This window comes from Streptomyces sp. M41(2017) (genome assembly GCF_002078175.1).
Taxonomy (GTDB): Bacteria; Actinomycetota; Actinomycetes; order Streptomycetales; family Streptomycetaceae; genus Streptomyces.
The window spans coordinates 4538709-4553212 of record NZ_MWFK01000001.1; the positions used below are offsets into that span (position 1 = coordinate 4538709).

Genomic DNA, 14504 nt, shown 5'->3' on the forward strand with positions numbered 1-14504 from the left:
ACGTCGGCCGGGTGAACCCTTCGGTGGCCGACGGCCACCCACAGGCTGAAGGAGGTAACGATGATACGAACGATGGCTGTGGTCGGCACGGGCTTGATCGGCACCTCAATCGGCCTGGCCCTCAGTCGACATGGCACGACAGTGCATCTGCTCGACAAGGACGAGGTGGCCGCTCGCACCGCCGCCGCGCTCGGCGCGGGAGTGGTGGCCGCCTGGGACGACCCGGTCGACCTGGCGGTGATCGCAGTCCCCCCGGGCGCGGTCGGCGACGTACTCGCCGAGATGCAGGCACGCGGGCTGGCCCGGAGCTACACCGACGTGGCCAGTGTGAAGGCGCAGCTGGCACGGGACATCCGGAAGTCCGCGCACACCCCGTCCAGTTACGTGGGCGGACACCCCCTGGCCGGCCGCGAGCGCTGCGGCCCGCTCGCCGCTCGCGCGGATCTGTTCGAGAACCGTGCCTGGGTCCTGACCCCCTCGGAGTCGACGTCACAGGACGCGGTGAACCGAGCGCTCGAAATGATCGCGTTGTGCGGCGCAGTCCCGGTGATCATGGAGAGTCGCGCGCACGACAACGCGGTGGCGTTGACGTCGCACGCCCCTCACCTCGTCGCCAGCCTCATGGCCGCGCGACTTCAGCACAGCCCCCGGGAGGCGGTCCGGCTCGCGGGGCAAGGACTGCGCGACGTGACCCGGACAGCCGTCAGGGACACCGGACTGTGGAGCGACATCCTCCAGGCCAACGCATCGGCCGTCGCCGCGGTGCTCCGCGAACTCAGCGACGACCTGACCACCCTCCTGGCCACGCTCGACGACATGTCCACCGCACCGCGGGACCTGGGAAGCCGGGAACTGGAGCCGATGGTGGACCTGCTGAACAGGGGCGCCGCCGGACTGGCGGCGGTCCAGGACCGGCAGCCCGCCGACGGGGAGACACACGTGGAGGTTCCCGTCGCGGAAGGCCCGGGACAACTGGTGCGCCTGCTCGACGCGCTCAAGACCCTCCACGTGGAGGCGGAGGACGTGGTGCCGCGGTACTCCGCGGAGGAAGGAACCTTCTCCATCACCTTCGCCGTGCCGGCGCAGCGTGCCGGCCGGATCGTCGTGGAACTGGGCCGAGCGGGCTGGAGCGCCGAACCGGTCCCCGCCACGCGGCAGCAGGAAATAGCGCAGGCCCCCCGTACGCATCTCGTCGGCCGAACCCGGTCCGACGCCCACAGCATCGAGACTGCGGATAGAGGTTAGGTGAATGCACCCACAAGAAGATTCCCTTGCTGATCCTCTTCGCGTGGCCATCATAGGCACGGGAAACATCGGCTGTGACCTGCTGCTCAAGGTCATGGCATCGCCCCGACTCCGGTGCGACTCGTTCGCCGGCCGACGTATCAGCTCTCCAGGCATGGAACTCGCCGATTCTCGCGGGATCCCGACGACCGCCGGCGGGATCGACGCCGTCGCCGACATCGCGGACCGCATCGATCTCGTCTTCGACGCGACCTCGGCAAAGGACGCGGTGCACAACTGGAACATCCTCGAAGGACTGGGCATTCCGGTCGTCGACCTCACCCCGTCGCACCTCGGCAAGTTCTGCGTACCGGCCCTGAACCTCGAGGAGTGCCTCACCGAGCAGAACGTGAGCATGGTGACCTGCGGAGGACAAGCCGCCGTTCCCATCGCCCGCTGCTTCAGCGACGCCTCCGACGGCGGCCTGGGATACCTGGAAATCGCCACAGCCAGTTCATCCGCGAGCGTCGGCCCCGCGACGAGGGCCAACATTGATGAATACGCCTTCACCACTCAGCATGCCACTCATGAATTCTGCCGGGTGGACACCGCCAAGACCATTCTCGTCATCAACCCGGCAGAGCCGGGAATGGTCATGCGGAACACCATCGCGGTCCCCGCTTCCGAGAACGTCGACATGGAAGCCCTGCGCGTCTCCGTCGACACCATGGAGAAGCGCATTAATTCCTACGTCCCGGGCTATCGCGTCGTCGTCCCGCCCGTCGCCACCGGCGATCGCATCATGGTGACCATCGAAGTGGAAGGACTCGGCGACTGGTTGCCGCGCTACGCCGGGAACCTGGACGTCATCACCTGCGCGGCCGTGGCCGTCGCCGAGGGGCGAGCGGAGGCACGCCGATGAACACCCCTGCCGAGCGGCAGCTCACGATCTGCGACACGACCCTGCGGGACGGAAATCACGCCGTGGCGCACCAACTGGGCCACGCGGACATCGTCGCCTACGCCGAGGCCGCCGAACGCGCGGGCGCGGACCTCCTCGAGGTCGGGCACGGCAACGGCCTCGGCGCCTCGTCCATCCAGGTCGGACGCGCCGCACTGACCGACAAGGAGATGCTCACAGCCGCCCGCGCCCAGCTGAAGCAGACCCGGCTCGGCGTCCTGTCCATCCCCGGATTCGCGACGGTCGAACGCGACCTGAAGCCCGCACTGGACTGCGGCGTCGACGAGGTCAGGGTCGGCGCGCACTGCACGGAAGCGGACGTGACCCGCCAACAGATCACCATGCTCCGCGACATGGACGTCACGGTCAAAGGCATGCTGCTCATGAGCCACATGGCATCGACCAGGACGCTCATCGAGCAGGCACGACTCATCCAGGAGTACGGCGCACACGCGGTCATCCTGATGGACTCGGCAGGCGCCTACACACCGGCGGCGGTCGAGGAAAAGGTCGGAGCGCTCGTCGAGGAACTCGACATCGAGATCGGCTTCCACGGCCACAACAACCTCGGCCTCTCGGTCATGAACAGCATGGCCGCCGTCAAGGCCGGCGCGACCATCGTGGACGTGACGGCCCGCGGTTTCGGCGCCGGAGCCGGCAACGCCCCGCTGGAACTCGTCGCGGCGAACCTGCACCTGGAACAGATCGAGACCAGGCTCCAGCTGTACGCGGCACTCGACGCGGCCGATCTCGCGGAATCCACATTCGTCAAGCGCATTCCGACGAACGACAGCGTCACCATCGCGAGCGGTATCGCCGGCGTCTTCTCCGGATTCGCCGCACCCACACGCCGCGCCGCCGAGCGCTTCGACGTGGACCCGCGGGAAATCCTGATGGAGCTGGGCCGCAGGGGAGTCGTCGCCGGCCAGGAGGACGCCATCATCGAAGTGGCCATGGGCCTCGCCCAGAAGAATTCCCTGTACGACGTCATGTGACGACCGCTCAGAAAAGCGAGGAGCAAAGGTGAAACTGGATTCCGCACGCGAAGTGGGAGCGGATTACGCGGCGGTCGCCGCACTGCTCCAGATCGGCGCCGAGATCGGCGTCGACCAGGTACTGGACTCGGGCCGCACATTCGGCACAGCCGACCTGGCCGAAGCGACAGGCCTTCCCCAGGACCGCCTCAAGGAGTACGTGCACGCACTGGCGTCCGCCGGGCTGGTCACCGCCGAGGACGGAAACGACCTGTACCGCGCGTCCGACGACTACCCGGACTGGAGGCACGAGGTCGGATACCTGTCCTGGGCGCTGACCGCCAACAGCCCGTTCCTGCAGAACGCCCGAGCCTTCCTCTCCGACAGCGGCTCCGCCGCTGACGACCACCAGCGTGACGGACGCCGGGTGGCGGTCAGTTCACGCTGGATCGGAGACCGCGCCTTCTACCCCGCCGTGGTCGAACGGGTCGTGGCCGCCGACGCCCGACACGTCGTCGACCTCGGCGCGGGCGCCGCCGGACTGCTCATCGGTCTCCTCGACCAGGACGACCGGCGCACCGGCGTCGCCGTCGACCTGAGCCCGGCCGCATGCGCCGCCGCGCGAGAAGCCGCGGGACGAGCCGGCGTCGACGACCGACTGCAGGTCATCGAGCGCTCGGTCGAGTCCCTGATCACCGACCCCAGTCCGCTCGAAGGGGCTGATGTCATCCAGGCCTGCTTCGTGATGCACGACGTCCTGCAGAACGAATCCGTCTTCGACGACGTGCTGCGCACCTGCCGCAAGGCACTCGCACCCGGTGGTGTCCTGGCCGTCGTCGACGCGGTCTCGTACGGACAGGAAACCCGCGAACGCAAGTTCAGCGCCCTCTTCACCTACCTGCACGCGAACTTCATGGGCATCAAGCTGCCCACCGCGGACCAATGGGTGGAGAAGTTCCGCAGCGCCGGCTTCTCGGACGTCGAGTGCGTCTCGAACATCATGCCGGGCGGCCGGCTGTTCGTGGCGACCAAGTAACTTCCCGAGGCCCGAATGGAGGCGTGCCGAGACGGCGACAGCCGCGCGGATCACCTGCGCGGACGTCGATTCGGCCACGAGTCATGCTGCAGGATCCACTCGTCGTTCACGAGCACATAGCCCTCGAACTCTGGAACGCCAAGAACGAGCGCGGGGCGATACCGCCCATCTCCGCCCGGTATCCCGAGTTCACCGCGCTGGACGCCTACGCCGTCCAGCGCGCCCTCCGCACCCTTGAACACAAGAACGGGGCGGTGCACGCCGGATACAAGATCGGAGCCACCAGCATCGCCATCCAGGAGATGTTCGGCGTCGACCAACCGGACTTCGGGTTCCTGACCGAAGGCATGCTTCTCGCCGACGGCGCCCGCCTCGATCCGGGACGGTTCATCTCACCCAAGGTCGAGGGGGAGATCGCGTTCCGGATCGGCGCCGACCTCTCCGATCCCCGTACGACGGCCGCGGACGTACTGAACGTCACCACCGAGGTCTTCCCGGCCCTGGAGGTGCTCGACAGCCGTATCGAGAACTGGGACATCGCCTGGGTGGACACCGTCGCGGACAACGCCTCGTCGGCCATGGCCGTCCTGGGCGCCGCCGTTCCCTTCGACGGGCGGGACCTCGCCACCGAGACCATGGTGTTCACGGCGGGGGAGTCCGTTCAGACGGCCGACGGTTCGGCCGTGATGGGGCACCCGGCGGAGTCCGTTGCCTGCCTCGTCCGCATATTGGCCTCCTTCGGCGAGGGGATCGCCGCGGGCGACCTGGTCCTCGCCGGATCGCTGGCCGCGGCGGTCGACCTCGAAGCCGGCGCCACCGTCAGCGCGTCCTTCGCGTCCTTGGGATCCGTGTCCCTTTCCACCATCGGCAAGTGAGCTCTCAGACAGCTCTCCATGCGACACACGCTCGACCCCACAACCGAAAGAGGGTGATTGGCAATGCGTGCTGCAGATACTGTTGATTTTGTCGAGGATCGGTCATCTGAGTCGAATATGGCGATGATCGATGCATCGGTGCCGGCGGCTTTCGCGACTCAGGCGCTGCGGTCCCCGGACGCGGTGGCGGTGCGGTGTGCCGGACGGGAGCTGTCGTACCGGGAGTTGGACGAGCGGGCCAACCAACTCGCGCACCGACTGGCCGGGTTGGGCGTGGGATCCGAGACGCCGGTCGCGGTGCTGATGGAACGCTCGGTCGACCTCGTGGTCGCGCTCCTCGCGGTGCTCAAGGCAGGGGGTTTCTATCTGCCGTTGCACAGTGGGTATCCGCTGGAGCGGATGCAGTGGATCGTCGACGAGACCTCCGCGCCGGTCCTGCTGACCGACCGCGCCATGCGGAACCGCGGTGTACCGGGTGCGAGCAGCGTGGTCGTGGTGGACGAGGACGAGGAGCTGGCCGGTCTGCCGGTCGGTGACCTGGGCGTCGAGAGCCGGCCCGAGCAGCTCGCCTACGTGATGTACACGTCGGGTTCGACCGGGCGTCCCAAGGGGGTGGCGGTCACCCACCGCGACGTCCTCGACCTCGTCGTGGACGGCATGTTCGGCGCGGGTGCACACGAGCGGGTCCTGATGGTGGCGCCGTACGCCTTCGACCCTTCGACCTACGAGCTGTGGGTGCCGCTGCTGCACGGCGGCCGGACGGTGGTGACGCCCGGCGATGATCTCAGTGTCGCGACGCTCGCCCGCCTCATCGCCGAGGAATCGATCACCGGGCTTCAGGTGACGGCGGGCCTGTTCCGGGTGATGGCGGAGGAGGATCCCGGCTGCTTCGCCGGGGTGCGGGAAGTGATCACCGGCGGTGATGTGATCTCCCCGACCGCGGTGGAGCGGGTACTGGAACACTGCCCCGACACCGTCGTGCGCTGCGCCTACGGGCCCACCGAGACGACACTGTTCGCGACGCAGGCGCCGTGGGACGTGGCTGACGAGGTGCCGGCGCCGATACCCGTCGGACGCCCCCTGGACGGCATGCGCGCCTATGTCCTCGACGAGACCCTGGCGCCGGCCCCGGTGGCCGTGACCGGGGAGCTGTATCTGGCGGGCGCGGGGTTGGCCCGCGGCTACTTCGGGCGCCCGGACCTGACCGCTGAGCGGTTCGTGGCCGACCCCTACGGCCCGGCCGGAACCCGCATGTACCGCACCGGCGACCTGGCCCGCTGGTCGGGCGACGGCCTGCTGGAGTTCGTCGGCCGCGCCGACGACCAGGTGAAGATCCGCGGGTTCCGCATCGAACTCGGCGAGATCGAGGCGGTGTTGAGCCGCTTCACCGGGCTCGCGCAGGTCGCGGTCGTGGCCCGTGAGGACCGGTCGGGCGACAAACGCCTCGTGGCCTACGTCGTCGCCGAGAGCACCGGCACCCCTTTGGACGCCGAAGCCCTGCGCACCCATGCGGCGGGTCTGCTGCCCGAGTACATGGTCCCCTCAGCGTTCGTCATCCTCGACCAGCTCCCGCTGACCACCAACGGCAAACTCGACCGGCGGGCCCTGCCCGAACCCGACGCACCGACGAAGACCGGCACCGGACGCGGCCCACGCACCCCGCGCGAGGAGATCCTGTGCGGCCTGTTCGCCGAAGTCCTGGGCGTACCCACCGTCGGCATCTACGACAGTTTCTTCGAGTTGGGCGGACACTCCCTCCTCGCCACCCGCCTGGCCAGCCGCATCCGGTCCATCCTGGGCGTGAAGCTCTCGATCCACAAGCTGCTCAAAACCCCCACCGTGGCCGCCCTGTCGACCCTGGGCCAGGCCGACGACGAGGAGCAGGACAGCGCACTGGAGCCCGTGCTGAACCTGCGATCGGTCGGCAGCCGCCCGCCGCTGTTCTGCGTGCACCCCGGCGGCGGCATGGCCTGGTGCTACGCAGGACTGCTGCGCTACGTCCCGAGGGAACACCCGGTGTACGGGCTCCAGGCCCGCGGTCTGGCCACGGACGAGCCGTACCCCGCCGACCTCGACGAGATGGTCGAGGACTACCTCGGCCGGATCCGGGAGATCCAGCCGTCCGGCCCGTACGCCCTCCTCGGCTGGTCCTTCGGCGGCAAGGTCGCCCACAACCTCGCGGCCCGCCTCCAGCAGGAAGGCGAGCAGGTGTCCCTGCTGGCCGTGCTCGACGCCGGCACCGCAGGACACGCCAGCTCGGACAGCACGCGCAGCCAACGAGACCTCCTGGAGCTCGCGTTCGACGGAATCGGGGCCTTCCACGCCGAACCGGGCAACGACCCGATCGAGATGCCACGCATCCTGGAGATCCTCCAGGCCCGTGGCGGAACACTGGCCAGCCTCGAGGAACGAACCGTCGCCGCGCTCATCGACATCACGGAGAACAACCTCAGGATCAGCCGCGCTACCGCCCCCGAGCAGTTCGACGGCGACATGCTCTTCTTCGAGGCGGCCGGGCCGGACGGCGCGTCCACCGGACTCGCGAAGGTCTGGGACCCGTACGTGAGCGGCCACATCGAACAGCACGTGACCCCTTTCCAGCACATGCAGCTGATGAGTTCCGATGCGCTCGCGGACCTTGCTCCGGTTCTGGCTCGCGCGCTGAAGAAGCAGTCCTGATCAATGAAGCAGGCAAGGAGCCTTTGATGTCCGACAACCCGACGCCCAACAGGTCGAGGCTGCACCGAGGGCGGGTGCTGCGCGTCGAGTGGGTGACCCCGCACATGGCCAGGGTCGTGCTGGGCGGTGAGGGCCTGAAGGAGTTCACCGCCGGCCGGTACACCGATCACTACGTCAAGTTGATCTTCCCGCTGGAGGAGGTGCGGTACCCCGAGCCCTTCGACATTTCGGCCATTCGCCGGGACTTCCCCCAGGACCAGTGGCCCAAGACCCGTACGTACACGGTCCGCCGGTGGGACCCGGACGCCGTCGAGCTGTCCGTGGACTTCGTCTACCACGGCGAGAGCGGCCTGGCCGGCCCCTGGGCCGCGAAGGTCAAGCCCGGGGAGGAGATCTACTTCATCGGTCCCGGCGGCGGCTACGCGCCCAGTGCGGAGGCCGACTGGCATCTGTTCGTGGGAGACGAGAGCGTCCTGCCCGCGATCGGCGCCTCCCTGGAGGCGCTGCCGTCAGGAGCGGTCGCCAAGGCGTTCATCGAGGTCTCCGGACCGGAGGAGGAGCAGGAGATCCGGACGTCGGCCGACGCCGACATCGTCTGGCTGCACCGCGGGGAGCGCCAGATCGGCGACGCGCTCCAAGAGGCCGTCTCCGCCCTGGACTTCCCGGCCGGCACGGTGGACGCCTTCGTCCACGGCGAGGCGCACTTCGTGAAGGCCGTCCGCCGCCACCTGCGGGTGGAACGCGGCCTGACACGCGATCAGTTGTCCATTTCCGGCTACTGGCGACGCGGGGCCGACGAAGAGGGCTGGCAGTCCTCGAAGTCCGAGTGGAACCGTGACGTGGAGGACGCGCCCACCGCGTAGCTCTCACGCGTCGGCGGTGTCGACGGTCCGACCCCCTCTTCCCTCCGTCCGGGGTGTTGTCTCCGTCCCACCGTTGCTGTCCTCACCATCCGTTCCCGGGAGATTCGTTGAACGTCACCAGTGAAAACACGAAGGACAAGACGGCCCAGCCGGGCCTGGGAAGCAATTTCAACAAGGTATGGGTCGCCGCGATCGCCTCGTCCTGGGGCGACGGCGTCCAGATGGCCGCACTGCCCCTGCTCGCCATCCAACTCACCACCGACCCCCTCCTCATCGGCGCCGTCGGCGCCATCGGCACCCTGCCCTGGTTCCTCCTCGGCCTCCCCGCCGGCGCCCTCGTCGACCGCTGGGACCGCAGAAAAGTCATGCTCCGCGCCGACCTCGTCCGCTTCACCATCCTCACCCTGCTCACCCTCGCCGTCCTGACCGACCACGCCAACATCACCCTCCTCATCGCCGCCGGATTCGCCCTGGGCTGCGGAGACATCTTCTTCGACATCTCCGCCCAGGCCGTCCTGCCCGTCGTCGTCACCGGCGACCAAGCACTCATCCGCGCCAACAGCCGCATCTCCGCCGCACAGATCAACGGCGAACAACTCGCCGGACCCCCCATCGGCGGCATCCTCTTCTCCCTCTCCCACTCCCTGCCCTTCCTCGGCAACGCCCTCTCCTTCCTCACCAGCGCCCTGTGCGTCACCTCCCTCAAAGGCAACTTCGCCAACCCCCCCACCACCCAACCCACCACCACCAGCCTGCGCACCGAAGTAGCCGAAGGACTGCGCTGGCTCCTCAAACACCGCGTCCTGCGCACCCTCGCCGGCACCGCCGCCATCGGCAACCTCGTCTTCACCGCCAAAATGTCCCTCCTGGTCCTCCTCGCCAAAAACCAGCTCGGACTCGGCGACATCGGCTACGGACTCCTCCTCAGCTCCACCGCCGTCGGCGCCTTCATCGGCAGCTTCCTCTCCGCCCCCATCTCCAAAAAAATCCAGGTCGGCACCATGCGCTGCGTCGGCATGTCCATCGAAGGACTCGCCGTCCTGGGCCTCGGCCTCACCACCAGCCCCTGGATCGCCGGCGCCATGATGGCCACCATCGGCTTCTCCATGAGCGTCCAGATCGTCATCGTCGGCGCCCTGCGCCAACGCCTGGCCCCCACCGAAATCCGCGGACGCGTCCTGTCCGCAAGCCGCCTCATCTCCCTCATGGGCGCCCCCTTCGGCGGCATCCTCGCCGGCTACCTCGCCAGCACCACCAGCCTGCGCACCCCCTTCATCACCGGCGGCCTCCTCATGATCATCGTCGCCCTCGCCAGCCTCCCCGCCCTCAGCAACCACGCCATCCAACAAGCCACCCACCACGCCACCAACGAAACAACCCCCACCACCGAGACACAGCACGCAGCGACGAAGTAGCCGGACACCACCCTTCCTCCGAGAGCGCGTGACACGGTCGCGGCGGGGTGCTCCTGAGGTGTCCGGTGACGCTCGAACGGCGGCGTCGTGCCGGTCGCACTCGACCAGGGCACCGCAACGAGACCGTGTCACGAACTCCGAGGAGGAGAAGAAGCATGACCGCTGTCCCGACAACCGCGGCTTCCGACGCCGCCGGGCAGTTGCCCCGCATCCGTTCCGCGCTCGACCGGCTCGTGAGCTTCAAGCAGGGCCAGTCCCCTCGCTCGCCCGAGGGGCACACCTTCCCGCTGTCCGCCAACGAGTCCCCGTACGAGCCGGTCCCCGCGGTCGTGGAGGCGATCCAGGAGGCGGCCCTGGGCGTCAACCGCTACCCGGACAACACCTGCGCGGACCTGATCTCCGAGATATCTTCACGCTTCGCCGTACCGGAGGACAGCGTCGCCGTGGGCTGCGGCTCTGTCGGTGTCTCCCAGATGCTTCTGGAAGCGGTCGCCGAGCCCGGCGGTGAAGTCCTCTACGCCTGGCGCTCGTTCGAGGCCTACCCGATCCTGACCAGACTCTCCGGTGCCACGCCGGTCGAGGTCCCCCTCAAGGACGGGGCCCACGACCTCGACGCGATGGCCGCCGCGATCACCGACCGGACACGCCTGATCTTCGTCTGCAACCCCAACAACCCCACGGGAACCGTGATTTCCCGGTCCGACCTCGAAACCTTCCTCGACCGGGTCCCGGCCGATCTCCTGGTGGTCATCGACGAGGCCTACATCGAGTACGTGCGCGACGACGACGTCGCCGACGGCCTCACGCTGCGGCCCGGGCGACCCAACGTGGTGGTCCTGCGTACCTTCTCCAAGGCCTATGGCCTGGCCGGGCTCAGAGTCGGCTTCGTCGTCGGCCACCCCACCGTGATCGAAGCCCTGCGCAAGGCGTTCCTCCCCTTCAGCGTGAACGCCGTCGCGCAGGCCGCGGCGGTCGCCGCACTCCGCTCCGAGGACGCCCTGATGGCCCGCGTGGAGACCACGGTCAAGGAACGCGAGCGACTCCACCACACCCTCACCGCGCAGGGCCGGCCCGTCACCTCCAGCAACGCCAACTTCCTCTGGCTCCGGCTCGGCGACCGGGCCCTGGCCTTCGCCCGTCACTGCGCGGCGGCGGGCGTGTCGATCCGGCCGTTCCCGGGCGAGGGAGTCCGCGTCTCGATCGGCTCTCCCGCGGAGAACGACGCCTTCCTCGCGGCGTCGGCCACCTTCCCCACCACGCCCGGCCACCCCGGACCCGGCGAGGGCACCCTCCACGACATTCGGCGGTAACGGCCCTCCCGCACGCGCCGCGGACCAGGCGCCCGGCCCCCGTGCCCGACGGCGACCGGCCCGCCCTGGAGAGGGGACCGCAGCCACTAGGTTGGGACCGGCCATGTGAGTTCTCGCGAGAGATGAGAGGGTCTGTCGGGTGAGCGAGACACCACCTAACACCCTGCAATACCGCTTTGACGGGCCGGAAGACGCACCTGTCCTGATCCTGGGACCCTCCCTGGGCACCACCTGGCACATGTGGGACCGACAGGTCCCGGAGCTCGCGAAGAGCTTCCGGGTCTTCCGTTTCGACCTGCCCGGACACGGCGGAGCCCTCGCGTACCCGGCCGGCTCGGTCGCCGAACTGGCGGGGCGGCTGCTCGCCACGCTCGACCAGCTCGGCGTCCAGCGCTTCGGATACGCGGGCTGCGCGTTCAGCGGCGCCCTCGGCATCGAGCTGGCCCTGCGCCGCCCGGAACGCGTCGCCTCCCTCGCCCTCATCGCGGCCTCACCCCGCTTCGGCACGGCCGACGAGTTCCGCCAGCGCGGAGTGATCGTCCGGTCCAACGGACTCGACCCCATCGCGCGGACCTCGCCCGAGCGCTGGTTCACCACCGGCTTCGCCGCCGCCCAGCCCGCCATCACCGAGTGGGCCGTCCAGATGGTGCGCACCACCGACCCCGGCTGCTACATCGCCGCCTGCGAGGCCCTCGCCGCCTTCGACGTACGGTCCGAACTGGGCCGCATCGGCGTGCCCACCCTCGTCCTCGTCGGCTCCGACGACCAGGTCACCGGCCCCGCCGAGGCCCGCACCCTGGTCGCCGGCATACCGGACGCGCGCCTCGCCGTCGTCCCCGGCGCCTCCCACCTCGTCCCGGTCGAGCAGCCCGCCGCCGTCACCGACCTCCTCGTGCGCCACTTCTCCACCGCCTGGCAGCCCGCCGCCTTCGACTCCGCGACCGGACAGATGGCGATCCAGTCCGCTCCCGTGCACGCCGCCCTGTCCGCGCCGCCGCCGGTCGCCCCGTTCGCCGAGATCGGCCCAGCCGCCGCACCGTCCGAGGTCATGGGCCGGCCCGACCCCTACGACGCCGGGATCAAGGTGCGGCGCGAGGTGCTGGGCGACGCGCACGTGGACCGCGCCCTGGGCGCGGCCGACGAGTTCTCCGGCGACTTCCAGGACTTCATCACCCGCTACGCGTGGGGAGAGGTCTGGAACCGGCCCGGACTCGACCGGCGCTCCCGCAGCTGTGTCACCCTCACCGCCCTCGTCGCCGGCGGACACCTCGACGAACTGGCCTTCCACACCCGCGCCGCCCTCCGCAACGGCCTCACCCCCGTCGAGATCAGGGAAGTTCTCCTCCAGGCGGCCGTCTACTGCGGCGTACCGGCCGCGAACAGCGCCTTCAAGGTGGCGCAGCAAGTGATCCGCGAGGAGACCACCCCGGAGGAGTGACCACGGGCGCGAGCGGTCCCCGCGTCCGGCCGGTGGAGCCCCGGCGCGGCCACGGGGGCAGGATGGGACGCATGAAGCTCACGAAGAAGTCGCACGCCTGCGTCCGTCTCGAGAAGGACGGACGCACGCTCGTCATCGACCCCGGCGCTTTCAGCGAGGAGGACGCGGCCCTCGGCGCGGACGTCATCCTCGTGACGCACGAGCATCCCGACCACTTCAGCGAGGAGCGGCTGCGGGCCGGCATGGAGGCCGACCCGGCGGCGGAGATCTGGACGCTGCGCTCGGTGGCGGAGAAGATCTCGGCGGCCTTCCCCGGGCGGGTGCACACCGTCGGCCACGGCGACACGTTCAGCGCGGCCGGCTTCGACGTGCAGGTGCACGGCGAACTCCACGCCGTCATCCACCCGGACATCCCGCGCATCACCAACGTCGGCTTCCTCGTCGACGGCGGCCGCGTCTTCCACCCCGGCGACGCGCTCACCGTCCCCGGCGGCCCGGTCGAGACGCTGATGCTCCCGGTCATGGCCCCGTGGAACAAGATCTCCGAGGTCATCGAGTACGTCCGCGAGGTCAAGCCGCAACGCGCCTACGACATCCACGACGCCCTGCTCACGGATCTGGCCCGGCCCATCTACGACAGCCAGATCGGCTCCCTGGGCGGCGCCGAGCACCTGCGGCTCGCCCCGGGAACGTCGGCCGAGGTCTGACCGCCGGGCCGAGCTCCGACCGTCGGGCCGAGGTCTGGCCGTCGGGCCGGGGGCCGAGCTCCGACCGCCGGGCCGAGGTCTGGCCGTCGGGCCGGGGTCCGACAGGGACCCGCCCTCACCCGCGTCGCCCCCCCCTTGCGAGCACCTTCCCCGCCGCACGCGAGAGGGGCCCGGGTGTCTCCCGCGGACCCGTTGTCGTACCCGCCGGGTAGGTTGTGGGGCATGCGCATCGCCACCTGGAACGTGAACTCGATCACCGCCCGCCTGCCGAGGCTGCTGGCCTGGCTGGAGAGCACCGGCACGGACGTGCTGTGCCTCCAGGAGGCCAAGATCGCCGCCGAGCAGTTCCCCACGGACGCGCTGCGCGAGCTGGGCTACGAGGCGGCGGTGCACGCCACCGGCCGGTGGAACGGCGTGGCGGTGATCTCCCGCGTCGGCCTGGAGGACGTCGTCAAGGGCCTGCCCGGCGACCCCGGCTACGAGGGCGTCGAGGAGCCCCGCGCCGTGTCGGCGACCTGCGGCCCCGTCCGCGTCTGGTCGGTGTACGTGCCGAACGGCCGCGAGGTCGGCCACCCGCACTACACGTACAAGCTCCAGTGGTTCGACGCCCTGAGGGCGGCCGTCGCGGGCGACGCGGCGGGCAGCCGCCCGTTCGCCGTGATGGGCGACTACAACGTGGCGCCGACGGACGACGACGTCTTCGACATCGCCGCCTTCGAGGGCCTCACCCACGTCACCCCGGCCGAGCGCGACGCCCTCGCGGCCCTGCGCGGGACCGGCCTGTCGGACGTGGTCCCGCGCCCCCTGAAGTACGACCAGCCCTTCACGTACTGGGACTACCGCCAGCTCGGCTTCCCGAAGAACCGGGGCATGCGTATCGACCTCGTCTACGGCAACGAGGCGTTCTCCACAGCGGTCAAGGACGCCTACGTGGACCGTGAGGAGCGCAAGGGCAAGGGCGCCTCCGACCACGCGCCGGTCGTCGTGGACCTGGACGTCTAGGAAACACCGCAGCCCTGCGC

The 14504-nt window shown here is 69.5% G+C and carries 12 protein-coding genes; all 12 read left to right on the forward strand.

The features are described 5' to 3' along the window. The first annotated feature begins 60 nt into the window (after window positions 1-60). The 12 genes from B0675_RS19790 (at window position 61) to B0675_RS19845 (ending at window position 14484) form a co-directional block, all read left to right on the forward strand. On the forward strand, window positions 61-1245 hold the full coding sequence (locus tag B0675_RS19790) for a prephenate dehydrogenase (RefSeq protein WP_081220147.1): 1185 nt from the start codon (window positions 61-63) through the stop codon (window positions 1243-1245). Between the two features lie 4 nt (window positions 1246-1249). Next, window positions 1250-2146, forward strand: a complete 897-nt coding sequence (locus B0675_RS19795; protein ID WP_081220148.1) for an acetaldehyde dehydrogenase (acetylating) — start codon at window positions 1250-1252, stop codon at window positions 2144-2146. Continuing rightward, window positions 2143-3180, forward strand: coding sequence for a 4-hydroxy-2-oxovalerate aldolase (gene dmpG, locus B0675_RS19800; protein ID WP_081220149.1), 1038 nt, complete (start codon window positions 2143-2145; stop codon window positions 3178-3180). Before B0675_RS19795 ends, dmpG begins: the two co-directional genes overlap by 4 nt. Before the next feature lie 28 nt (window positions 3181-3208). Further along, the gene (locus B0675_RS19805) at window positions 3209-4195 is read left to right on the forward strand and encodes a class I SAM-dependent methyltransferase (RefSeq protein WP_179165326.1); all 987 of its coding nucleotides are present in this window, start codon (window positions 3209-3211) and stop codon (window positions 4193-4195) included. An 83-nt stretch (window positions 4196-4278) separates the two neighbouring features. Beyond that, the gene (locus B0675_RS19810; RefSeq protein ID WP_179165327.1) at window positions 4279-5070 is read left to right on the forward strand and encodes a fumarylacetoacetate hydrolase family protein; all 792 of its coding nucleotides are present in this window, start codon (window positions 4279-4281) and stop codon (window positions 5068-5070) included. 123 nt (window positions 5071-5193) lie between these two features. Continuing rightward, window positions 5194-7749, forward strand: a complete 2556-nt coding sequence (locus B0675_RS19815) for an amino acid adenylation domain-containing protein (RefSeq protein WP_206602721.1) — start codon at window positions 5194-5196, stop codon at window positions 7747-7749. Window positions 7750-7775: 26 nt separating this feature from the next. Continuing rightward, window positions 7776-8612 carry a siderophore-interacting protein gene (locus B0675_RS19820; RefSeq protein ID WP_081220153.1) on the forward strand — a complete coding sequence of 279 codons (837 nt, stop codon included), beginning with the start codon at window positions 7776-7778 and terminating at the stop codon, window positions 8610-8612. A gap of 107 nt (window positions 8613-8719) precedes the next feature. After that, window positions 8720-10027: an MFS transporter gene (locus B0675_RS19825; RefSeq protein WP_179165328.1), complete on the forward strand. Its 1308-nt coding sequence runs from the start codon at window positions 8720-8722 to the stop codon at window positions 10025-10027. Window positions 10028-10182: 155 nt separating this feature from the next. Then, on the forward strand, window positions 10183-11337 hold the full coding sequence (gene hisC, locus B0675_RS19830; RefSeq protein WP_081220155.1) for a histidinol-phosphate transaminase: 1155 nt from the start codon (window positions 10183-10185) through the stop codon (window positions 11335-11337). Between the two features lie 139 nt (window positions 11338-11476). Then, on the forward strand, window positions 11477-12775 hold the full coding sequence (pcaC, locus tag B0675_RS19835) for a 4-carboxymuconolactone decarboxylase (protein ID WP_081220156.1): 1299 nt from the start codon (window positions 11477-11479) through the stop codon (window positions 12773-12775). Between the two features lie 71 nt (window positions 12776-12846). After that, window positions 12847-13482, forward strand: a complete 636-nt coding sequence (locus B0675_RS19840) for an MBL fold metallo-hydrolase (protein WP_081220157.1) — start codon at window positions 12847-12849, stop codon at window positions 13480-13482. 222 nt (window positions 13483-13704) lie between these two features. After that, on the forward strand, window positions 13705-14484 hold the full coding sequence (locus B0675_RS19845) for an exodeoxyribonuclease III (RefSeq protein ID WP_081220158.1): 780 nt from the start codon (window positions 13705-13707) through the stop codon (window positions 14482-14484). Window positions 14485-14504 lie beyond the last annotated feature (20 nt).